The 20,888-nt window shown below is 62.2% G+C and carries 20 protein-coding genes and 1 riboswitch; of the genes, 7 read left to right on the top strand and 13 right to left on the bottom strand.

Going from position 1 to position 20,888, the window contains the following annotated elements:
- Positions 1-571: 571 nt before the first annotated feature.
- Positions 572-952 (top strand): hypothetical protein, encoded by a 381-nt coding sequence (locus FH061_RS26705; RefSeq protein WP_151638879.1) that lies wholly within the window; start codon positions 572-574, stop codon positions 950-952.
- A gap of 94 nt (positions 953-1,046) precedes the next feature.
- Here FH061_RS26705 and FH061_RS26700 read toward each other — a convergent pair whose 3' ends face one another.
- Together FH061_RS26700 and FH061_RS26695 are read right to left on the bottom strand one after the other, a co-directional pair.
- Positions 1,047-2,348, bottom strand: a complete 1,302-nt coding sequence (locus FH061_RS26700; RefSeq protein ID WP_151638878.1) for an extracellular catalytic domain type 1 short-chain-length polyhydroxyalkanoate depolymerase — start codon at positions 2,346-2,348, stop codon at positions 1,047-1,049.
- 35 nt (positions 2,349-2,383) lie between these two features.
- The gene (locus FH061_RS26695) at positions 2,384-2,797 is read right to left on the bottom strand and encodes a CopG family transcriptional regulator (protein WP_151638877.1); all 414 of its coding nucleotides are present in this window, start codon (positions 2,795-2,797) and stop codon (positions 2,384-2,386) included.
- Positions 2,798-2,980: 183 nt separating this feature from the next.
- Here FH061_RS26695 and FH061_RS26690 point away from each other — a divergent pair, with 183 nt between their 5' ends.
- Positions 2,981-3,238, top strand: a complete 258-nt coding sequence (locus FH061_RS26690; protein ID WP_151638876.1) for a hypothetical protein — start codon at positions 2,981-2,983, stop codon at positions 3,236-3,238.
- 165 nt (positions 3,239-3,403) lie between these two features.
- Here FH061_RS26690 and FH061_RS26685 read toward each other — a convergent pair whose 3' ends face one another.
- On the bottom strand, positions 3,404-5,680 hold the full coding sequence (locus tag FH061_RS26685) for a UvrD-helicase domain-containing protein (protein ID WP_151638875.1): 2,277 nt from the start codon (positions 5,678-5,680) through the stop codon (positions 3,404-3,406).
- A gap of 102 nt (positions 5,681-5,782) precedes the next feature.
- The gene (locus FH061_RS26680; protein WP_151638874.1) at positions 5,783-6,160 is read right to left on the bottom strand and encodes a cupin domain-containing protein; all 378 of its coding nucleotides are present in this window, start codon (positions 6,158-6,160) and stop codon (positions 5,783-5,785) included.
- 173 nt (positions 6,161-6,333) lie between these two features.
- Here FH061_RS26680 and FH061_RS26675 point away from each other — a divergent pair, with 173 nt between their 5' ends.
- Positions 6,334-7,245, top strand: coding sequence for a LysR family transcriptional regulator (locus tag FH061_RS26675; protein ID WP_151638873.1), 912 nt, complete (start codon positions 6,334-6,336; stop codon positions 7,243-7,245).
- A gap of 7 nt (positions 7,246-7,252) precedes the next feature.
- On the opposite strand, the gene thiE is transcribed toward FH061_RS26675, so the two are convergent.
- From thiE to thiC, 5 genes are all read right to left on the bottom strand, one after another.
- Complete coding sequence (gene thiE / locus FH061_RS26670) at positions 7,253-7,861, bottom strand: thiamine phosphate synthase (RefSeq protein ID WP_151638872.1); 609 nt, start codon at positions 7,859-7,861, stop codon at positions 7,253-7,255.
- Complete coding sequence (gene thiD, locus FH061_RS26665; RefSeq protein WP_151638871.1) at positions 7,858-8,658, bottom strand: bifunctional hydroxymethylpyrimidine kinase/phosphomethylpyrimidine kinase; 801 nt, start codon at positions 8,656-8,658, stop codon at positions 7,858-7,860. The genes thiE and thiD overlap by 4 nt, the downstream gene beginning before the upstream one ends.
- The gene (locus FH061_RS26660) at positions 8,655-9,455 is read right to left on the bottom strand and encodes a thiazole synthase (protein WP_151638870.1); all 801 of its coding nucleotides are present in this window, start codon (positions 9,453-9,455) and stop codon (positions 8,655-8,657) included. Before FH061_RS26660 ends, thiD begins: the two co-directional genes overlap by 4 nt.
- A 227-nt stretch (positions 9,456-9,682) precedes the next feature.
- A complete protein-coding gene (gene thiS, locus FH061_RS26655) occupies positions 9,683-9,883 on the bottom strand; it encodes a sulfur carrier protein ThiS (protein WP_151638869.1) in 201 nt (66 codons plus the stop codon).
- 3 nt (positions 9,884-9,886) lie between these two features.
- Positions 9,887-11,800, bottom strand: a complete 1,914-nt coding sequence (gene thiC, locus FH061_RS26650) for a phosphomethylpyrimidine synthase ThiC (RefSeq protein WP_151638868.1) — start codon at positions 11,798-11,800, stop codon at positions 9,887-9,889.
- Positions 11,801-11,861: 61 nt separating this feature from the next.
- Positions 11,862-11,979: riboswitch (TPP riboswitch) on the bottom strand.
- A 122-nt stretch (positions 11,980-12,101) separates the two neighbouring features.
- Between thiC and FH061_RS26645 the strand changes: the two genes are divergently transcribed.
- The 3 genes from FH061_RS26645 to FH061_RS26635 all read left to right on the top strand — a co-directional run bounded on the left by FH061_RS26645 (position 12,102) and on the right by FH061_RS26635 (position 16,628).
- Positions 12,102-14,921, top strand: a complete 2,820-nt coding sequence (locus FH061_RS26645) for a valine--tRNA ligase (RefSeq protein ID WP_151638867.1) — start codon at positions 12,102-12,104, stop codon at positions 14,919-14,921.
- A 79-nt stretch (positions 14,922-15,000) separates the two neighbouring features.
- Positions 15,001-15,465 (top strand): DUF2147 domain-containing protein, encoded by a 465-nt coding sequence (locus tag FH061_RS26640; protein WP_151638866.1) that lies wholly within the window; start codon positions 15,001-15,003, stop codon positions 15,463-15,465.
- A 203-nt stretch (positions 15,466-15,668) separates the two neighbouring features.
- Complete coding sequence (locus tag FH061_RS26635; RefSeq protein WP_151638865.1) at positions 15,669-16,628, top strand: phytanoyl-CoA dioxygenase family protein; 960 nt, start codon at positions 15,669-15,671, stop codon at positions 16,626-16,628.
- Between the two features lie 32 nt (positions 16,629-16,660).
- On the opposite strand, the gene FH061_RS26630 is transcribed toward FH061_RS26635, so the two are convergent.
- From FH061_RS26630 to ruvA, 3 genes are all read right to left on the bottom strand, one after another.
- Positions 16,661-17,491: a 2-keto-4-pentenoate hydratase gene (locus tag FH061_RS26630; RefSeq protein ID WP_151638864.1), complete on the bottom strand. Its 831-nt coding sequence runs from the start codon at positions 17,489-17,491 to the stop codon at positions 16,661-16,663.
- Positions 17,492-17,882: 391 nt separating this feature from the next.
- Positions 17,883-18,944, bottom strand: a complete 1,062-nt coding sequence (gene ruvB / locus FH061_RS26625; RefSeq protein ID WP_151638863.1) for a Holliday junction branch migration DNA helicase RuvB — start codon at positions 18,942-18,944, stop codon at positions 17,883-17,885.
- A gap of 30 nt (positions 18,945-18,974) precedes the next feature.
- A complete protein-coding gene (gene ruvA, locus FH061_RS26620) occupies positions 18,975-19,553 on the bottom strand; it encodes a Holliday junction branch migration protein RuvA (RefSeq protein WP_151638862.1) in 579 nt (192 codons plus the stop codon).
- A 126-nt stretch (positions 19,554-19,679) separates the two neighbouring features.
- Between ruvA and FH061_RS26615 the strand changes: the two genes are divergently transcribed.
- Positions 19,680-20,249, top strand: a complete 570-nt coding sequence (locus tag FH061_RS26615; RefSeq protein ID WP_151638861.1) for a hypothetical protein — start codon at positions 19,680-19,682, stop codon at positions 20,247-20,249.
- An 18-nt stretch (positions 20,250-20,267) separates the two neighbouring features.
- Here the strand turns inward: FH061_RS26615 and ruvC are convergent, their stop codons facing one another.
- On the bottom strand, positions 20,268-20,810 hold the full coding sequence (ruvC, locus tag FH061_RS26610) for a crossover junction endodeoxyribonuclease RuvC (RefSeq protein ID WP_151638899.1): 543 nt from the start codon (positions 20,808-20,810) through the stop codon (positions 20,268-20,270).
- Positions 20,811-20,888: the final 78 nt, after the last annotated feature.

The following is a 20,888-nucleotide window of genomic DNA, read 5'->3' as shown; positions in this document are numbered from 1 at the left end:
TGCATCATCATGCCTGGCGCGCGGGTCTCGCGAATGCCCGCCACTGCGCTATGGCCCGCAGCCTGTAGCCATTAACCTATAACCAGTAGGTATTGATGGACGGGGCTTGATAAAAAGAGGGAGAGAGAAATGCCCGGCACTATTGAGATGAGATGTCTTGCCATCTTCCTGCAACCATCATGCGGGTCATCGACATCGATAACCTTGATAATTCTCTTTCCTTGCCTTTGTTCGGGCGCCGATATCCCGATATTTCGGTAGCGGTCCGGCTTGCCTTATGCCAACCCGGCGCCTTGGAATCCAGCAAGAAGATTTCCCAATCCCTAGGCAATAGCCTCGGCGATCCAAATAAGCCTGGGTGAAATGCTTGCCGGCTCATATAGTGAAAGCAGGCTGTTCATGACTTGATGTCGGATACCCGCCTGCGCGACCGCAGATTGACTTGCCTTGACTTGCCAGCTGCTGCTGCAAGATATCACAGTCCGGGGGAACGAACGCAACGAGCATTTTCATCCATCCACCAGCTATTCGATGACGGATAGCGTTTCTCTTTCTTTCAAAGAGGCAGACCATGATGAATCTCGATGCGGCAGGCAAGCCGTCGCGGCCGGATACGGCGACTGATTTTTTTCAGCCATCCGATGCCGATGCCCTCCAGATGTCGGAGCTGCACGTCCGCTTCGACGGGCGCACCTACCGCTATGGGCAGTATTGCTACGATGTCCTCAAGGATGCGCTGGCTTATGCAAGACTGGATCAGGGGCGAAGCGCCCAAACGGGAGCGCCTGATGACGAAGCCTCTGCATGGACGCCGCCCATGATGCCAAGCGAAAGCGAGCAGCGCCAGATGGATCAGCTTCAGGTAAGGTTCGACGGCCGGCATTACCATTATCAAAGCTATCGCTACGACCGTCTTGCCGATGCCCTCGACTATGCGCGCCGGCATGCATGAATGAGCCTGGATGCGGCGGAGTGCACCGCATCGCCGGCTGCATCATGATCGAGCGAGGATGCAGGAGCACATCAGGCCTGCATCCGGCGACAAGTCATTGTCGCGTCGCTTTGCGCGGATGCGCAAGGAAGAAGCGCATCATTTCGGACGACGCATCCGGCCCCTTCGGATCCGTATAGGAGCCCGCCTTGCTGCCGCCGGACCATGCATGTCCCGCGCCGTGGATGGCCCAATGCTCGGCGACCGACCGACCATCCTTGTCCTGATAGACGGTCTGCGTATAGGCACGTCCGCGCGCGGTCTTGCCCCGGGTGGCGCTGCTGTTATACGTTCCATGCGCGGCGCTCCCGCCGGCGCCAGCGTCTGCCGCCACGCCCATGCATTGGGCAAGCACCTTGCGGCCATTGTCCGGATGCACGGTATGGTCGCGGTCTCCATGGAAGACGATGACCGGAACCGGTTGCTCGCAAGGCGCGGCCGCCGGCGCCTGGCCTCCAACTCCAACTCCAACTCCACCTCCATGCATCGCGCCGAAGGCCGAGGCAACATCATGCGCCGAGCCGACCGGAAGCCCGGAATGGATGGCCGCCGCCGCATACACCTCGGGATACCTCGCCGCCATGATGGCCGCCATCGCGCCGCCGGCGGACAGCCCCGCCACATAGACACGCTCAGGATCGATGCTGTATTCCTGCATGACCTGCCGCGTCATGTCGGCAAGGATGGAAGGTTCGCCGTGGGCGCGGCGCTGGTCCGACGGATTGAACCAGTTCCAGCAGTTCGAGCCGTTGGCCTTGACCGCCTGCCCCGGATAGAGGACCAGGCAGTTGTGCTGCTCGGCCAGCCGGTTCATTCCCGTGCCGGCGGCGAAGTCCTCGGGATTCTGCTTGCAGCCATGCAGCATCACCACTAGCGGCAACGGTTCGCCGCGATAGGAAGTCGGCACATAAAGCTTGTAGGAGCGGGTGCCGGCGCGGTTGGTGCAGGAACCGGAAAGGAACCGGCCTTTGCCCTCCTCCGGCGTGCGGCGCCTTGCAGCTTCGTCGCCGCGAGCCTCCGCCTCTTCAACGTCCTGAACCTCTTCGGCGTCCTGCACCGATGGCCTGCGCCATGGCATGCCGGAACGGCTGCGCATGCGTTCCAGCATGCCGCGCATGTCCGCCTTCGACCTCATGCCTTCCTTGAAGGCGGGATTGATGTCGATGAAGTCCTCCGCGCCGACGGTATTGCCAGCGGCGGCATCACTCGTGTCATTGAAGGCTCCGGGACCGCTGCCTGTCAGGCCGGCGGCGCCGAGCGCGCGTTGTATGGCTTCGCTGGCTGCCGTCGGACCGGAAGTCTGGAGCAGCGAGGCGGCCTCGCGCATTTGCGCGAGAAAGTGTTCATTCAGTTTCATATTGAGCTTTCAGAATTCGTTATCGCTTTATCGCGTTATCGTATGCGGCCTGCGAGAGCCGCCTTGACGGCCGGGCTGGCATGGAATGCGCCCAGTACGGTGATGGATTCAATCGTTTCCATTGCCAGTTCGGGCGTGACATCGCTGTCGATGCTGGCCATGCCCAGCACCCTGATCTGCAGGATCTGCCCGGATTGCCGGACAGCCTCCAGATCGGCGCGTGAAAAATGCTGCAAGCCAAGCACCAGACTCCTGCGCATGACTGTCTGGCGAACAGCCTCGGCATGGGAACCAATCTGGTTGCGTATCGCGGTACGGATCAGGTCGGTCCGGTTTGCATAGAAGCCTTCCTGCACGAGGAGATCGATCTGCCCGAGATCGATGGGACCAAGATTGATCGTGATCTTTTCGCTATCCGCGACTTTGGTACGCAGCTCGATGTCTTTCATGTTGAACAAAGGAAAGGTGACTGGGTTTAAAAAACCATCCATGTGGATGGTGAATGGATGGTTTCCAGCATACTCCCCTGATCCTGAATGTCAAGCTCCGCAAAAAGCGCAGATGAAAGAACTTATGCGTCCACGGCATTGCCGCGGCGGCGTACACTGGCCGATTCCATTCTGGAGATTGATATGACAAAGGACGAAGTCCTGGGAATGTTTCGTGAACAGGCCAAGACCGACACGACGGAATCGCCCTTGATGAACACGATTATTCTCGACCTCGCCGGCTTGCTTGCCGAATCGCGCGGCAGACTGTCCAAGGAGAATTTCGATGCCCTGGTACGCATTGGCGGCGCCTTGTACAAGGAAGGGCACAGCCAGTACCAGGCGCGGACCGACGTGGGCGTCATCATGAAAAACGCGACGGATAGCGAAAATCAGGGCTGAGACGCGCCGGCAGACGAAGAGACGCGCCGACAAGCGTTGAGAAGCCCGTCCGCACCGCTGCCGCAAGGCGGCGCGCAAATAAAAAAGAGCCGCATGCAATGCGGCTCTTTCTTCTTGCAGCGGCGCCCGCAATCGACATTGCAAGGCGCCATTTCCTGGCAATCTTTACCCGTTGACCCGCTCCAGCTTGGCGATGTTCAAGTCCAGCAGCTTCATGCCGTGCTTGCCGAAGTTGATGTGCGCGCGCGAGTTGGTGCCGCCGCCCTCGATGTTGACGATCACGCCTTCGCCGAACTTCTGGTGCGAGACGGTTTCGCCGATGCGCCAGCCGACATCCTTGCGCGCAAAGCTCTGCGCGATGTTGTTGGCGCCGACTTCAGGAGCATCGTCCCAGGCGCTCTTCCTGCTATTGCCGAACCACTGGTGCTGCACCTTCGGCGACAGCCACTTGAGCGCGGCCTCGGGCAACTCGTCGAAGAAGCGCGACTTCATGTTGTAGCGGGTCTGGCCGTGCAGCATGCGCGTCTGCGAGAAGCTCATGTACAGCCGCTTCTTGGCCCGCGTGATCGCCACATACATCAGGCGCCGCTCCTCTTCCAGTCCGCCCTGCTCCTGCGCGCTGTTCTCGTGCGGGAACAGCCCCTCTTCGAGGCCGGTGATGAACACCGCATCGAACTCCAGGCCCTTGGCCGAATGCACGGTCATCAACTGCAGCGCATCCTGCCCCGCCTGCGCCTGGTTGTCGCCGGCCTCGAGCGAGGCATGCGACAGGAAGGCCGACAGCGGCGACATCACGGTGGCCAGCGGCGCATCGGCGTCGATCAGTTCGTCGCCGTTGGGCAGCGGCGTGCCCGCCACTTCCTGCGCCTTCGGGCCGAGGAAGGCGGGCGTGTCGATGCCGAAGCCTTCTTCGGTAACGAACAGCATCGCCGCGCTGACCAGCTGTTCCAGGTTCTCGATGCGGTCGGCGCCTTCCTTCTCGGTCTGGTAATGCGGAATCAGGCCGCTCATGTCGAGCATGACCTTCACCATTTCCTGCAGCGGCAGGTTCTGCGTTTCGAAGCGCATGGCTTCGACCAGCTTGACGAAGGAGCCGAGCGAACTGCCGGCCTTGCCCGCCACATACGGCACCGCCGCATAGAGCGAAATGCCGTACTGGCGCGCCGCATCCTGCAGCTGCTCGATGGAGCGCGCGCCGATGCCGCGCGTGGGGAAGTTCACCACGCGCAGGAAGGCGGAATCATTGTGCGGATTGTCCATCAGCTGCAGATAGGCGATCGCATGCTTGATCTCGGCGCGCTCGAAGAAGCGCTGGCCGCCGTACACGCGATACGGAATGCCGGCGGTGAACAGCGCATGTTCGATCACCCGCGACTGCGCATTGGAGCGATACAGGATCGCGATCTCGCTGCGCAGCGCGCCTTCGCCGATCAGGCTCTTGGATTCCTCGATGATCCATTGCGCTTCCTGGATATCGCTGCTCGCCTCGTAGATGCGCACCGGTTCGCCGTGGCCGGCATCGGTGCGCAGGTTCTTGCCGAGGCGCTTGCTGTTGTTGGCGATGAGCGTGTTGGCGGTATCGAGGATGTGGCCGTGCGAACGGTAGTTCTGCTCCAGCTTGATCAGGTTCTGCACGCGAAACTCGCGCTCGAAGGCAACCATGTTGCCGACGTTGGCGCCGCGAAACGCATAGATGCTCTGGTCGTCGTCGCCCACAGCGAACACCGCATTGTGTTCGCCGGCCATCAGCTTGAGCCAGTTGTACTGCAGGTTGTTGGTGTCCTGGAACTCGTCGACCAGGATGTGCCTGAAACGCGCCTGGTAATGCTCGCGCAGCGGCTGGTTGCGGCTCAGCAGTTCATACGTGCGCAGCAGCAGTTCGGCGAAGTCCACCACGCCTTCGCGCTGGCACTGATTGTCATAGGCTTCATACAGCTGCACGAAGCGGCGGTTGTAGTCGTCGTGCGCTTCCACCTCGTGCGCGCGCAGGCCCTGGTCCTTCGCGCCATTGATGAAATACATCAGGTTGCGAGGCGGATATTTTTCATCGTCGACGTTCAATGCCTTCAACAGGCGCTTGATCGCCGCAAGCTGATCGGCCGAGTCGAGAATCTGGAAAGTCTGGGGCAGCCCGGCATCGCGGTAATGCGCGCGCAGCAGGCGGTTGCACAATCCGTGGAAGGTGCCGATCCACATGCCGCGTGTATTGATCGGCAACATCGCCGACAGGCGCGACATCATTTCCTTGGCCGCCTTGTTGGTGAAGGTCACGGCCAGCACGCCGGCGGGAGAGACCTGGCCGGTCTGCACCAGCCAGGCAATGCGCGTGGTGAGTACGCGGGTCTTGCCGGAGCCGGCACCGGCAAGAATCAGCGCGGATTGCGCGGGCAGGGTGACGGCGGCAAGTTGCTCGGGATTGAGATTGTGAAGAAGATTTTGCATCCGGAGATTATAAGCCCGGAGGGCAAAGGCCTTCCGGCAATTTCCGCCGCCCCGCGCCATCGCCTCGCCCCTGCAACATGCCGAACATGCCGTTCTGGCATCTCATGTCCGCCATGGCAACGCAATCGGCGTGCCGTCCGGAAAATAGGCTTGCACCGGGCTGACGCTGAACACCGCGACAAAGCGCAGCGGTTCACTGCCGACGCTCAAGATCTGGTGCTGCGCATTGGCTGGAATGACAACGACCTGCTCGGCGCTGAAGCGCTCGATGCGTCCATCGATATGCAATTCGCCGGTGCCCGCGTGACACATCACGACTTCCTCGCAATCGTGCCGATGCGGCGGCGTGGCCGCGCCGGGCGCCACCGACTGCTGCCAGATCGACATCGCGCGCAAGCCTTCGGCGCTGCCGGCCAGGGTGGCGTGTTCGATGCCGGGAAATCCGGTTGCCGCCGGCTTGTTCTGAGCGATTACATGCATGTCTGTTCTCCTCGAGGCTGTCTGGATCGGAAGCCGTCGGTGACCGGTGAACGGTGACCAGTGACGGCATGAAGGGCAGTATGCCCATTTCAGGCTGCCACTTGAACAACATGGAATGTCGTAACATTGAGGAAAATTCTTCCGCAATCGCCCCCAACCATCGGCAGCCCGACATGAGTGGATTCACGCAATTCATCGCCTTCGCCAGCGCGGCCCGGCATCGCAGCTTTGCCCATGCCGGCCGGGAACTCGGCATCACGGCATCGACGGTCGCCAAGCGCATCGTGCGGCTGGAAGAGCAGCTCGGCGTCAAGCTGTTCCACCGGACGACGCGGCAGGTGACGCTGAGTTCGGATGGCGAGGCGCTGTATGCCCGCTGCGAAAAGATTCTTGCCGACATCCATGAACTGGAAACCCTGGCGGCGGGCACCCATGGAGAGCCGCGCGGGGAATTGCGCATCAATGCGCCGATCACCTACGGCAAGCATGTGGTGCTGCCGGCGGTGTCGCGCCTGCTGCAGGCGCATCCGGAACTGAGCGCGGATGTGCGGCTGACGGATCAATTGTGCGATGTGGTCAAGGATGGCATCGATGCGGCGGTGCGCATCATGCCGCTGATCGATTCGCGCCTGGCGAGCAAGCGCATCGGCTGGCAGCACTTGGTCGTTTGCGCCAGCCCGGAGTATCTGGCGCGGCGCGGCGAGCCGACGCATCCGGCGCAGATGGACGGGCATGCCTTCGTCGTGTTTCGCGTTCCCACGTCCGGGCGGGAGCGTCCCTTGCAGTTCGCCGTCGATGGCGAGGTGCTGGAACTGCATCCGCGCTACCGGATGCTGATCGATGATGGCGAAGGCATGGTCGAAAGCGCCTGCCACGGCACCGGACTGATCCAGGTGCCCGATTACATGGCGGCGGATGCCATCCGGCGCGGCAGGCTGGTGGAAGTGCTGCAGGCATTGCGGCCGCCGCCGCTGCCGATCAGCATCGTCTGGCCGGGCAACCGCCTGCTGCCTGGCCGGGTACGGGTGTTGATCGACGCGCTGGCGACGATCAGTGACAGTGACAAGCGTGGTGAACCGTCGTGAACGGCAGTCAGCCGAACAGCACCGCAAAGCCGTGCGCCGCCGCTTCCGGGTCATCCGCCATGTAGACGCTGCTGATGGCGGCCACCATGTCGGCGCCGAGCACCACCAGCGGCGTGCAGTTTTCCTGCGTCATGCCGCCGATCACCACCGCCGGCAGGGGAATCTCGGCCTTCGACTGCGCCACGATCTCCGGCGGCGTTTTCATGTCGTACTTCTTCACCCGCGACGGATAGAAGCCGCCGAATGCGACATAGCTGGCGCCCGCCGCATGCGCATCCCGCGCCAGCTGCAGCGTGCCGTAGCAGGAGGCGCCGACGATCTTGCCCGGGCCGACCGCCGCCCGCGCTTCGGCGACCGATGCATCGGTGCCGCCGACATGGATGCCGTCGGCATCGAGTTCGATGCACAGGTCGACATGGTCGTTGATGATGAAGGGCTTGCCGTGCTCCCTGCACAGGGCTTGCAGCGCCGCGGCCTGCTCCCTGCGCAAGGTCGGCGATGCCGTCTTGTGCCGGTACTGCACCAGCGCCGCGCCGCCGCGCAGGCCGGCTTCGGTGACTTGCAGCAGCTTTTGCGTATCGTCCCAGTCGGGCGTGACGAGATATAAACCTTTCATGTCCTGCTCTCCATGTTGTCCACAGTGATGCCGCGGTCGGGCATGCGTTGTCCATCGGCGACGGCGTAGGCGGCGGTCAGCGCATGCTGGCAATACCATTGTCCCTGGTCGACCGCATCCCGCATCGGCCGGCCGCGCGCCAGCAGCGCCGCGATGGCGGAAGCCAGCGTGCAGCCGCTGCCGTGAAAGCCGCCTTCGAGGCGCGGCCAGGTCCAGGTGCGCCGGTCGCTTCTTGAAAACCAGCGGTTGACCACATCGGGGCCATCGCCGTGCCCTCCCTTGATCAGCACGTTCCTGCAGTGTTCGAGCAGCAGTTCCGCCTGCGCATCCGGGCGCTGCTCGCCGCCGCACAGCGCGCTGGCTTCCGGCAGGTTGGGTGTCACCAGGCTCGCCAGGGGCAGCAGCCGCATGATCGAATGGCGCGGATCATCCTCCGACAACATATCGCCGTGCCCGCTGCCGAGAACAGGATCAAGCACCACCGGCAGGTTCGGACGCCGCTGCTTGAGCAGGCCGATGGCTTCGGCGATCGCTTCCGCATTGGCCCGGTTGCCGACGATGCCTATCTTCACCGCGGCGATGTCCATCTTGTCGATGAGCGTCCGGGCCTGCTGCAGCACCAGATCGGCCGGCACCGGATGCACCTTGTAGACGCGATCGTTGTCCTGCACGGTCAGCGCGGTGATCGATGACAGCGGATGCGCGCCGAGCGCGGCGACGGCCTGCACATCGGCCTGGATGCCGGCACCGCCGCTCGGGTCGGATCCGGCGAATACGAGAACGCTCGGACGAATCACGTTGCGCGGCCTTCCATCGGCGACGACGGCGAAGCGGCGAAGCGCTTCGGAATGCGTCCGGCAAGATAGGCTTCACGCCCCGCCTCGACTGCCAGCTTCATGGCCCGGGCCATGCGGACCGGATCCTTCGCGCCGGCGATCGCGGTATTCATCAGCACGCCGTCGCAGCCGAGTTCCATTGCGATCGCCGCGTCGGACGCGGTGCCGACGCCCGCATCGACCAGCACCGGCACTGTCGACTGCTGGATGATCAGCGACAGGTTCCAGGGATTCAGGATGCCCATGCCGGAGCCGATCAGCGAGGCCAGCGGCATGACGGCCACGCAGCCGATGTCTTCGAGCATCTTCGCCTGGATGGGATCGTCGCTGCAGTAGACCATCACGTCGAAGCCGTCCCTGACCAGCGTCTCGGCCGCCTTCAGGGTTTCCGGCATGTTGGGGAACAGCGTCCTTTCATCGCCCAGCACTTCCAGCTTCACCAGCTTGTGGCCGCCCAGCAGTTCGCGCGCCAGCTGCAGCGTGTACACCGCGTCCTTGGCGTTGTAGCAGCCGGCGGTATTGGGCAGGATGGTGTACTGCGACGGCGGCACCACATCGAGCAGGCTGGGCGCGTTCGGGGCCTGCCCGATGTTGACGCGGCGAATCGCCACGGTAATGATTTCCGCCCCGCTGGCCTCGGTGGCCAGGCGCGTCTGTTCGAGATCGCGGTACTTGCCGCTTCCCACCAGCAGGCGCGAGCGGTAGGTCTTGCCGGCGATGGTGAGGCCTTCGGTTTGGGATTGCTGCGGATTGCTCATGGTGCGCTCCTTTTGCATCGTCCGCCCTTCGGGGAAGGTGCGGAATAGAATTGAATGCTCTGTTTCCAGGTTGTTGTCGTGTTGCGATCCGGGCTTGCAAGCGGCTCGGAGCCCGCAGGCGCGATGCCATGCATCGCGAAACCCCTGCTCCCTCTCCCTCAAGGAGAGGAGGGAACATCTTTTATTGACGCGTCAGCAGGCGGACCGGGACACGTACAAGGCAAACATCACCCGCCTCCGATCGCCCGCACGATATCCACGCAATCATCCGGCCGCAGCAGCTGTTCCGCCCAGCGGTGCCGCGGCACCACCTCGCGGTTGACTGCCACCGCGAGCGACTTGCCGGCGAGGTCTAGCGACGCGATCAGGCCCTGCACGTTCTCGTTGTCCGCGACCGCGTGCGGCGTGCCGTTCAACTGGATCTGCATGGCTTACTGCTTGCGATAGAGTTCGGCGCCGGACTTCACGAATTCCACCGCCTTGACTTCCATGCCCTTCTTCAGCGCCTGCTCGTCGGAGATGCCCTGGCTGGCCGCATAGTCGCGCACGTCCTGGGTGATCTTCATCGAGCAGAAATGCGGCCCGCACATCGAGCAGAAGTGGGCCACCTTGGCCGAATCCTTCGGCAGCGTCTCGTCATGGAATTCACGCGCCTTGTCCGGATCGAGGCCGATGTTGAACTGGTCTTCCCAGCGGAATTCGAAGCGCGCCTTCGACAGGGCGTTGTCGCGGATCTGCGCGCCGGGATGTCCCTTGGCCAGATCGGCCGCGTGCGCCGCCAGCTTGTAGGTGATGATGCCTTCCTTCACATCGGCCTTGTTGGGCAGGCCGAGATGCTCCTTGGGCGTCACGTAGCAGAGCATCGCGGTGCCGTACCAGCCGATCATCGCGGCGCCGATGCCGGAAGTGATGTGGTCGTAGCCGGGCGCGATGTCGGTGGTCAGCGGGCCGAGCGTGTAGAACGGCGCTTCATGGCAGTCCTTCAGCTGCAGCTCCATGTTTTCCTTGATCAGGTGCATCGGCACATGGCCGGGGCCTTCGATCATCACCTGCACGTCGTGCTTCCAGGCGATCTGCGTCAGTTCGCCCAGGGTCTTGAGCTCCCCCAGCTGCGCTTCGTCGTTGGCGTCGTAGATCGAGCCGGGGCGCAAACCGTCGCCGAGCGAGAACGACACGTCGTAGGCTTTCATGATGTCGCAGATGTCTTCGAAGTGCTCGTACAGGAAGGATTCCTTGTGATGCGCGAGGCACCATTTCGCCATGATGGAGCCGCCGCGCGAGACGATGCCGGTCATGCGCTTGGCGGTCAGCGGCACATACTGCAGGCGCACGCCGGCGTGGATGGTGAAATAGTCGACGCCCTGCTCCGCCTGCTCGATCAGCGTGTCGCGGAAGATTTCCCAGGTCAGTTCCTCGGCCTTGCCGTGCACCTTTTCCAGCGCCTGGTAGATCGGCACCGTGCCGATCGGCACCGGCGAATTGCGGATGATCCATTCCCGGGTTTCATGGATGTGCTTGCCGGTGGACAGGTCCATCACCGTGTCGCCGCCCCAGCGGATGGCCCAGGTCATCTTTTCGACTTCCTCGCCGATCGACGAGGTGACGGCCGAATTGCCGATGTTGGCATTGATCTTCACCAGGAAGTTGCGGCCGATGATCATCGGCTCGATTTCCGGATGGTTGATGTTGGCGGGAATGATGGCGCGGCCGCAGGCGATTTCGGAACGCACGAATTCCGGCGTGATCTCGGCGGGAATCGCCGCGCCGAAGCTCTGGCCCGGATGCTGGCGGCCCATCAGGTCGGCCAGCTTCTGGCCCATCGGACCGGAAGCCTTCAGTTCTTCCAGATATTCCTTGCGGCGCAGGTTTTCACGGATGGCGATGTATTCCATTTCCGGCGTGATGATGCCCTGGCGCGCATAGTGCATCTGCGACACGTTCCTGCCGGGCAGCGCGCGGCGCGGCTTGCGGTGCAGGTTGAAGCGCAGTTCGGCGAGCTTGGGATCGTTCAGGCGTTCGACGCCGTATTGCGAGGTCGGGCCGGGCAGCTCTTCCGTATCGCCGCGCTCGGCGATCCACTTGGCGCGCAGCGCCGGCAGGCCGGAGCGGATATCGATCTGCGCCTGCGGGTCGGTATAGGGGCCGGAAGTATCGTAGACATAGATCGGCGGATTCTTTTCGGCGCCAAAGGAGGCCGGCGTATCGGACTGGCTGATTTCGCGCATCGGCACGCGGATGTCCGGGCGGGAGCCTTCGACGTAGATCTTGCGGGAATTGGGAAGCGGCTGGATGGCGGCTTCGTCGACCTTGGCGGTCGCGGCGAGGAATTGCGGATTGGCGCTCATGTTGCTCCTTTGCTAAAACGAAAAAGCGAAGGAGCGGCGGAAGGATGACACGTAAGGTGGCGCGCGGTTCCGGTTGCTTCCCTTCGCTGGCATTATCCAGATCAGGTTCAAGGGTATTTCTCACCCGGTTGCGCATTGCAGGACTATTGCAAAGCTGGCCAGGACCCCTAGCAGGTTGTAGTGCGGTAGTCATCAAGGAGCGGGCTCCGTAACGACTTCGGCGAATTATACGCGCATCCGCACCGATGTCGGCATGCGCCTCATTTATAATGGTTAGTTTCGCAGAAACATAAGTTAAATCATGGAATTAGCCAAGTCTTTCGAGCCCGCCGAGATTGAGAAACACTGGCGCACCCTGTGGGAACAGCGCGGTTACTACACCGCGACCACCGATGCCGGCAAGCCTGCATTCTCCATCCAGTTGCCGCCGCCCAATGTCACCGGCACGCTGCACATGGGCCATGCCTTCAACCAGACCGTGATGGACGGCCTGACCCGCTACTACCGCATGCGCGGCCATAACACCGCCTGGATTCCCGGCACCGACCACGCCGGCATCGCCACGCAGATCGTGGTCGAGCGCCAGCTCGATGCGCAGAAGATTTCGCGCCATGACCTCGGCCGCGAGAAATTCCTGGAGAAGGTCTGGGAATGGAAGGAGCATTCCGGCTCCACCATCACCGGCCAGATGCGCCGCATGGGCGCCTCCACCGACTGGAGCCGCGAATACTTCACCATGGACGAGAAGATGTCCAAGGCCGTCACCGAAGTGTTCGTTCGCCTGTACGAGCAGGGCCTGATCTATCGCGGCAAGCGCCTGGTCAACTGGGACCCGAAACTGCTGACCGCGGTGTCCGACCTGGAAGTGGTGTCGGAAGAAGAAGACGGCCACATGTGGCACATCAAGTATCCGCTGGCCGACGGCAGCGGCCATATCACCGTGGCGACCACCCGTCCGGAAACCATGCTCGGCGACGTTGCCGTCGCGGTCGACCCGACCGACGAGCGCTACATCCCGCTGCTCGGCAAGCTGCTGACGCTGCCTTTGACCGGCCGCCAGATCCCGATCATCGCCGACGAGTACGTCGACAAGGAATTCGGCACCGGCTGCGTGAAGATCACGCCGGCGCACGACTTCAACGACTATGCGGTCGGCCAGCGCCACAACCTGGAAAAGATCAACATCTTCACGCTCGACGCGAAGATCAACGAGAACGGCCCGGCCAAGTACCAGGGCATGGACCGCTACGACGCGCGCAAGCAGATCGTCGCCGACCTCGAAGCCGAAGGCCTGCTCGAATCGGTCAAGCCGCACAAACTCATGGTGCCGCGCGGCGACCGCACCAATGTCGTGATCGAACCGATGCTGACCGACCAGTGGTTCGTGGCAATGAGCAAACCCGCGCCGGAAGGCACGCACTTCCCCGGCAAGTCGATCGCCGAAGTGGCGCTGGAAAAAGTCTCCGGCGGGGAAATCAAGTTCGTGCCGGAGAACTGGACCACCACCTACAACCAGTGGCTCAACAATATCCAGGACTGGTGCATCTCGCGCCAATTGTGGTGGGGCCATCAGATTCCGGCGTGGTATGACGACGACGGCAAGATCTACGTCGCCCGCAACGAGGAAGACGCCAGGGCGCAGGCCGGCGGCAAGAACGTCAGGCGCGACAACGACGTGCTCGACACCTGGTTCTCGTCGGCGCTGGTGCCCTTCTCCTCCCTCGGCTGGCCGGAAGAAACGCCCGACTACAAGACCTTCCTGCCGTCGTCGGTGCTGGTCACCGGCTTCGACATCATCTTCTTCTGGGTGGCGCGCATGGTCATGATGACCACCCACTTCACCGGCAAGGTGCCGTTCGAGACGGTGTACGTGCACGGCCTGGTGCGCGATGCGTCCGGCCAGAAGATGTCCAAGTCCAAGGGCAACACGCTCGACCCGATCGACCTGATCGACGGCATCGACGTCGAGTCGCTGGTGGCCAAGCGCACCACCGGCCTGATGAATCCGAAGCAGGCGGATAGCATCGCCAAGGCGACGCGCAAGGAATTCCCGAACGGCGTTCCCGCCTTCGGCACCGATGCGCTGCGCTTCACGATGGCAAGCTATGCCTCGCTCGGCCGCAATATCAACTTCGACCTGAACCGCTGCGAAGGCTACCGCAATTTCTGCAACAAGCTGTGGAACGCGACCCGCTTCGTGCTGATGAATACCGAAGGTAAGGACTGCGGTTTCGACGGCGCTTCCTGCGGCGAAGGCGGCCGCGATTTCTCGCAGGCCGACCGCTGGATCGTGTCGCTCCTGCAGCGCACCGAAGCGGAAGTGGAAAAAGGCTTTGCCGACTACCGCTTCGACAACATCGCCTCGGCCATCTACAAGTTCATCTGGGATGAATACTGCGACTGGTATCTCGAAGTCGCCAAGGTGCAGATCCAGAACGGCAACGAAGCCCAGCAGCGCGCCACCCGCCGCACCCTGCTGCGCGTGCTGGAAACCGTGCTGCGGCTGGCGCATCCGATCATTCCGTTCATCACCGAGCAGCTGTGGCAGAAGATCGCGCCGATGACCGATCGCCAGCTCGATCCGAACGGCGAATCGATCATGCTGCAGGCCTATCCACGCCCGAATACGGAAAAGCTCGACGAGCAGGCGGAAGCCTGGATGGCGCAGCTGAAGTCGATGACCGATGCCTGCCGCAACCTGCGCGGCGAGATGCAGCTGTCGCCGGCGCAGCGCGTGCCGCTGGTCATCGAAGCCACTGCCACTGCCGCTGCCAAGGCCGAAGCGCAATCCTTCGCACCGTACCTGCAGGCGCTGGCCAAGCTGTCGGAAGTCCAGGTGGTCGATGCGCTGCCGGAATCGCCGGCGCCGGTGTCGGTGGTCGGCACCGCCAAGCTCATGCTCAGGGTGGAGATCGATGTTGCCGCCGAACGCGAACGCCTGTCGAAAGAGATCAGCCGCCTCGAAGGCGAGATCGCCAAGGCCAACGCCAAGCTCGGCAATGAAAGCTTCGTCGCCCGCGCGCCGGCGCAGGTGGTGGCGCAGGAGAAAGAGCGCCTTGCTTCGTTCGGCGCTACGCTCGACAAGCTGCGCGAACAGTTTGGCAAGCTGCAAAAGAGCTGAATCGCGAGCACGTAAGATCGGGATCTGCCGCCGCACGTTCGGCGGCAGACCCGTCCAATCACAGGGAGACAAGCCTGACATGAAAAAAGCATTTCTGACCGCTTTCGGCATCTGCGGCAGCCTGGCCGCGCTGACATTGACCGCATCCCTCGCATGGGCGCAGGACGCCTCGCCCGTCGGGCTGTGGAAGACCATCGATGACGAGACCGGAAAGCCGAGATCCCTGGTGCGCATCACCGAAAGCAACGGCGAATTGCGCGGCAAGATCGAGAAACTGTTCCGCGAGGCGGGAGACGAGCAGAATCCGAAGTGCGACAAGTGCGAAGATGCGCGCAAGGACCAGCCCATCATCGGCATGACCATCATTACCGGCATGAAGAAGGACGGCGATGCCTATAGCGGCGGCCAGATCCTCGACCCGGCCAGCGGCAAGATCTACAAGAGCAAGATGACGCTCGGCGACGGCGGCAAGAAACTCGATGTGCGCGGCTATATCGGCGTGCCGATGCTGGGCCGCACGCAGACCTGGGTGCGGGCGGATTAGGGCCTGTTCACACTTCGTTCGGGAGTGCGAAGTGAACAGGCCGTAGTCAGGCATCATTCGTTGCCATGCATGCAGGGCGCCATGTCGGCGCCCTTTTCTTTTATGTCCATCCAATGGGAACCGCCTGCGCTACAGCGTTACTCATTCGTTAGAGGGATGCGGTTTGCATCCGTTGCCGCCACTCTTCAGGAAGGTTGACAGAAATGGATGACTTGCTTGCTCCTCATGCCTTCGCCTCCACTCCGCTCGGTCGGGCGGGAGATGAGGCATTCTGGAGAGCGCTGAACCCGGATCTGCACATCAGTGCCTTCCCCCTGGCGGCCAAGCTTGCATACGCTTCGCAGGTCTCGCCGCAGCAAGCCGACCAGTGCACGCGTCGCATGCTCAAGGATGGCTATTTCGAGACGCCGCCACTGATCTCCAAGGCCAAGGCCGCCCGTCTGGCCAGCGTCATCAGCGATCTTGTCGCCAGAGGTATCGCACCGGTGTTCGCCTTCATCTATGACGAATTCTGGCAAATCGCCTGCGGCACCAATCCCGTGCTGACGTCGCTGCTGGGCAATGACTACCATCTGACGCCCTGCGACATCTGGGCATGGCACATCGATGCGTCGTCCAACGCCGCCGGATGGGGACCGCATCGGGACCTGGCCGCGAAGGAGGCGATGCGGGAAGATGGCCGGCCGCGCCTGGTGACTGTATGGGCGCCGCTGACGGACACAACACCCTTGAACGCATGCATGTATGTGCTGCCGGTGCACTGCGATCCGAATATTCCGGACGCGCTTGACCGGTCTCCCTTTTCCAGCCTGGGCGCCGTTCAAGGCATTCGTGCAGTGCCGGCTGTGGCCGGATCCGCCATTGGCTGGAACATGCATGTCCTGCACTGGGGAGGCCGCAGCAGCGAATGGGCGCAAGAGCCCAGAATCAGCGTTGCGCTCTATTTTCACAGCCAGGATTGCAGGCTCAACGATATTGAATATGCTTCCGCCCGCGAAGGATTCGATGCCCAGCAGTTCGGCAGCCAGTTCGAATTGCCTTTCGCAAACCGCCTGCGTGCCATTGCAGGCGCGATCGGCCTTTACAGCAGCAGGTTGAAGCTCACCTTTCCCGATACCTGGGAAGAACTGCAGGCGTTCGCAGACAAGTACATCGGCGGCTGAGCAGCCCCTTCCTGTTCGGCCACCGGCCGGGGCTATACGAATGAAATGGTCAGCCCCGGCAGGCTCAGCCCCGAAAAAGCCGAGGTCCATGTCTCGCCCGGCGCGATCGGACAGACATCGGTCCAGGTGCCGGTGGTGATGATTTCACCAGCGGCCAGTCCCGAGAACTGCGGCTGCTGGCCCAACAGCTGATGCAGGTGCCACAAGGCGTGCAGCGGACTGCCCAGCACGTCGCTGCCGAAGCCGGCCGAACGCAGTTCATCGCCGCAGGACAGTGACAGGCTGGCATTGGCGAGCACTTCGCCAAGACTGCGGCGGCTTGCTTCGGACAGCATCTTCGGTTCGCCGACGATCAGCGATCCATGCAGGCCGAAAGCGGCAATCGAGTCCGCCATCTCGAATTTCCAGCCCGGGAAAGGACAGATGACGATCTCGAACGCATGCGCCATCCATTCGATGCACTGCGCCAGTTCCTCCATCGTGGCATCCGGAGCCGGCGTCGAGCCGAGCTTGAACACCAGTTCCGGTCCGATGCGCGGCTGTTGCGCGCCGGTCAAGCTCTGGATTCCCCGGTTGTCTTCGGTAAAGCGCACCGTCTCATTGAAGACCGGCGTCCAGATCGGCATGCTGATCGGCTCCTGCTGCCCGTATTTTGACCAGATCTTGCGGTTGGTAAAACCGATCTTCCGGCCGATCAGCGTCTCTCCCTGGGCAATGCGCACATCCATGATGCAGCGAACGATGTCGTAGCTGTCGGCAATGGAAAGCGGAGACTGGGCGGACAGAGGGGGCATCAATTGCGCCTGCGCACGCGCATCAAGCAATTGATACGCGTAGCGGTTGGCTTGCGTGGACATGAGCATGGTGGAACTCGATCGGAGCTGGGGAACGGGTTGAACACCGCAACCTGAACAAACCCTGAACTCTACCGTTCAGCGGCTTCGCAGGCTTGCGCTTTCTCAAACAAAAAAGTGCGATCGTGCTTTAGCCGGCAATTATAAATTGTCTTTGCCCGATTGTTAGCATAGATAACAATTACTGCCGCAGTACTCGTAGTACTACGCATGACAAAAGATCAATTGAATGCCGATGAATCAGCAGGACTGGCGGCCGGGTGACTTGATGGCTTGGTCACCCGGCGGCTCGACCGCGATCGGACGAGTTGGTCTGACTATCCAGTGGCTGGAAGGTTGCAGGGTCTGGAAGCTCCGCCGGCCGCATGCAGCTTGCCGCCTTGCAAGAGGTAGCCAGGAATCAGCCCGGCGGCAAATCCCACAAGTCGCCGCCCGGCCCTCGCGGTGCCGTTACGCCGAAATGGCTGTAGGCAGTTGGGGTGGCAATCCGTCCGCGAGGCGTGCGCTGCAGGAAACCCTGCTGGATCAGATAAGGTTCCAGCACGTCTTCAATGGTGTCGCGTTCTTCCCCGATGGCGGCGGCAAGGTTGTCCAGGCCGACCGGACCGCCATTGAACTTGAACAGCACGGCTTCGAGCAGCTTGCGGTCCATGAGGTCGAAACCGACAGGATCGACATCGAGCATCTTCAGCGCGGCATCGGCCATGGCCTTGGTGATTTCGCCGTTTCCCTTCACTTCCGCATAGTCGCGCACCCGGCGCAGCAAGCGGTTGGCGATGCGCGGCGTGCCCCGGCTGCGCTTGGCGATTTCCAGCGCGCCGTCGGGCACGATGGCGGCATTGAGCAGCGCAGCGCTGCGGGTAACGATGCGGGCCAGTTCCTGCGGCGTGTAGAACTCCAGCCGGGCCACGATACCGAAGCGGTCGCGCAGCGGATTGGTCAGCATGCCGGCGCGGGTGGTGGCGCCGACCAGGGTGAACGGCTGCAGGTCGAGGCGCACCGACCGGGCTGCCGGGCCTTCGCCGATCATGATGTCGATCTGGTAATCCTCCAGCGCCGGATACAGGATTTCCTCCACCACCGGCGACAGGCGGTGGATCTCGTCGATGAACAGCACGTCGTTCGGTTCGAGATTGGTCAGCAGCGCGGCCAGGTCGCCGGCGCGTTCCAGCACCGGGCCGGAGGTCTGCCGCAGGTTGACGCCCATCTCGCGGGCAATGATGTGCGCCAGCGTGGTCTTGCCGAGACCGGGCGGGCCGAACAGCAGGGTGTGGTCCAGAGCCTCGCGCCGCTGACGGGCCGCGGTGATGAAGATTTCAAGCTGGCTGTGAATTTTTTCCTGCCCGACATATTCGTCGAGCTGCTTGGGCCGCAGCGCGCGCTCGATGGCTTCCTCGTTGGGGGAAGCCGGCGTCGCCGCAATGATTCTCTGCTCGCTGAAGTCGTCGGTTTGTATGCTCATGGTGTGACCGCTTTCTTGCGTTTAATGCATCTATGCTTTCGAGAGCGCCTTCAGCGCCAGCTTGATGCCTTCCGAAACGCCGGTCCCGGCCGGCACCTGCTTCAGGGCCAGCACCGCTTCCTTTTCGGAGTACCCCAGTGCCAGCAGCGCATTGGAAATATCGGCGGTGGCATCGCTGTGCGCGATGCCGCCGACCGCCCCCAGGTCGGCCCCGAGCTTGCCTTTCAATTCCAGCAGCAGGCGCTCGGCGGTTTTCTTGCCGATGCCGGGAACGCGCGTCAGGCGCCCGGCTTCCTGCAGCGTGATCGCCTGCGACAGATCGGCGACCGACATGCCGGACAGGATGGACAGCGCCGTGCGGGCGCCCACGCCGGAGATCCGGATCAGCTGCTTGAAGACATTGCGCTCTTCGACCGTGCCGAATCCATACAGCAGGTGCGCATCCTCACGCACCGCCATATGCGTCAGCAAAACCACTTTTTCGCCCATGGCCGGCAGGTTGTAGAAGGTGCTCATGGGCACATCCACCTCATAGCCGACACCATTGCAATCGATCAGCAACTGGGGCGGATTTTTCTCAAGCAGCGTACCGGAAAGGCGTCCTATCATGGTCTGTATATGGGGATAAAAACTGTTTAATCATACAGTAGTTTTGCTGCCCCGCCCGGCAAAAAAACAGTATGTCCGGCACGCCGGCGAGACCTTCCGGCGCCTTCTGACCAAGGATTTTTTCCGATGCGCGAAGCTCCAATACGAGATCTGGATTCTGACCTGAACGCCTTCAAGTTCACGCCGCGACGCGCTGCCGATCAGGTTGGCCTCCGGCATCTGCTCAAGCGACGCATGCTGCAAACCATACAACGCCTGTTTCAAAGCTCGCTGATCCGTCTTCCCCTGTCCTGGACCGGGACGCTGTTCGGGATTATCTGGGCGTCTCCCTTGACGGCTTTCGGTATCGCGCTGGCAATACCGATCGTCATCTTCAGCGGCCATGCGCAATTGATACGCGGACATACGATCGCGCTGCTGGTGCGCGGCAGACTGGCCGACTTCATGCTGCAGCGCCATCCTTTCGGTGCGATGAACGCCATGGCCATCGGCCATGTGGTCATTGCGGAAAAGTCGGGATTGTCTTCGCGGGTGCTGATCCATGAACTGGCGCATGTACGCCAGGCGGCGTGGTGGGGGCCGTTCTTTCCCTTTGCTTATCTTGCTTCCAGTGCATGGGCGGCATTGCGGGGAAAGAATGCCTATTGGCACAACCGCTTCGAAGTGGCCGCACGAAAGGCGGAAAAGCATTTCTAGGCCGGCGTCGGCGGGAATTCAACCGACGAGACGGCCGCGGCGTACGCGCAATCCCTTTTTCGCCAAGGCGGGAGCGAGTCCGCCGAGAGTCGCCAGCGTGTCGCCGCTATGCGCATGGCAGATTGCCACGCCCAGCGCATCGGAAGCATCCGTGCCCGGCATGCCCGACAGGAGCAGCAGTCTTTGCACCATGTCCTGCACCTGCTGCTTCTGCGCCCTGCCGTGTCCGACGACGGCTTGCTTGATTTGCAATGCCGTGTATTCCGCTACCGCAAGATCGGCATGAACCAGCGCGCAGATGGCGGCGCCGCGGGCCTGCCCGAGCAGCAGCGTCGACTGCGGATTGACGTTGACGAAAACCTTCTCGATCGCCGCGCAGTCCGGATCATAGGTTCGGATGATCTCCGACACGCCGGCAAGAATGACCTTGAGACGTTGCGGCAGATCGGCATCCGGCGTCTTGATGGTGCCGGATGCGATGTAGCTGAGCTTGTGGCCCTGTTTATGGATTATCCCGAAGCCGGTGGTACGCAGGCCAGGATCGATGCCGAGGATTTTCATTGATTGACGCGCTGGCAAAGCCGGCACGAACGGGTTAGGCAAGGTAAGCAGAGCGCAGATCCGTTGCATCGGGAACAT

The sequence above is a fragment of the Noviherbaspirillum aerium genome (assembly GCF_008929045.1).
Taxonomy (GTDB): domain Bacteria; phylum Pseudomonadota; class Gammaproteobacteria; order Burkholderiales; family Burkholderiaceae_D; genus Noviherbaspirillum; species Noviherbaspirillum aerium.
The sequence above is the reverse complement of the archived record's forward strand: the minus strand, read 5'-3'. Positions and strand labels throughout refer to the sequence as shown.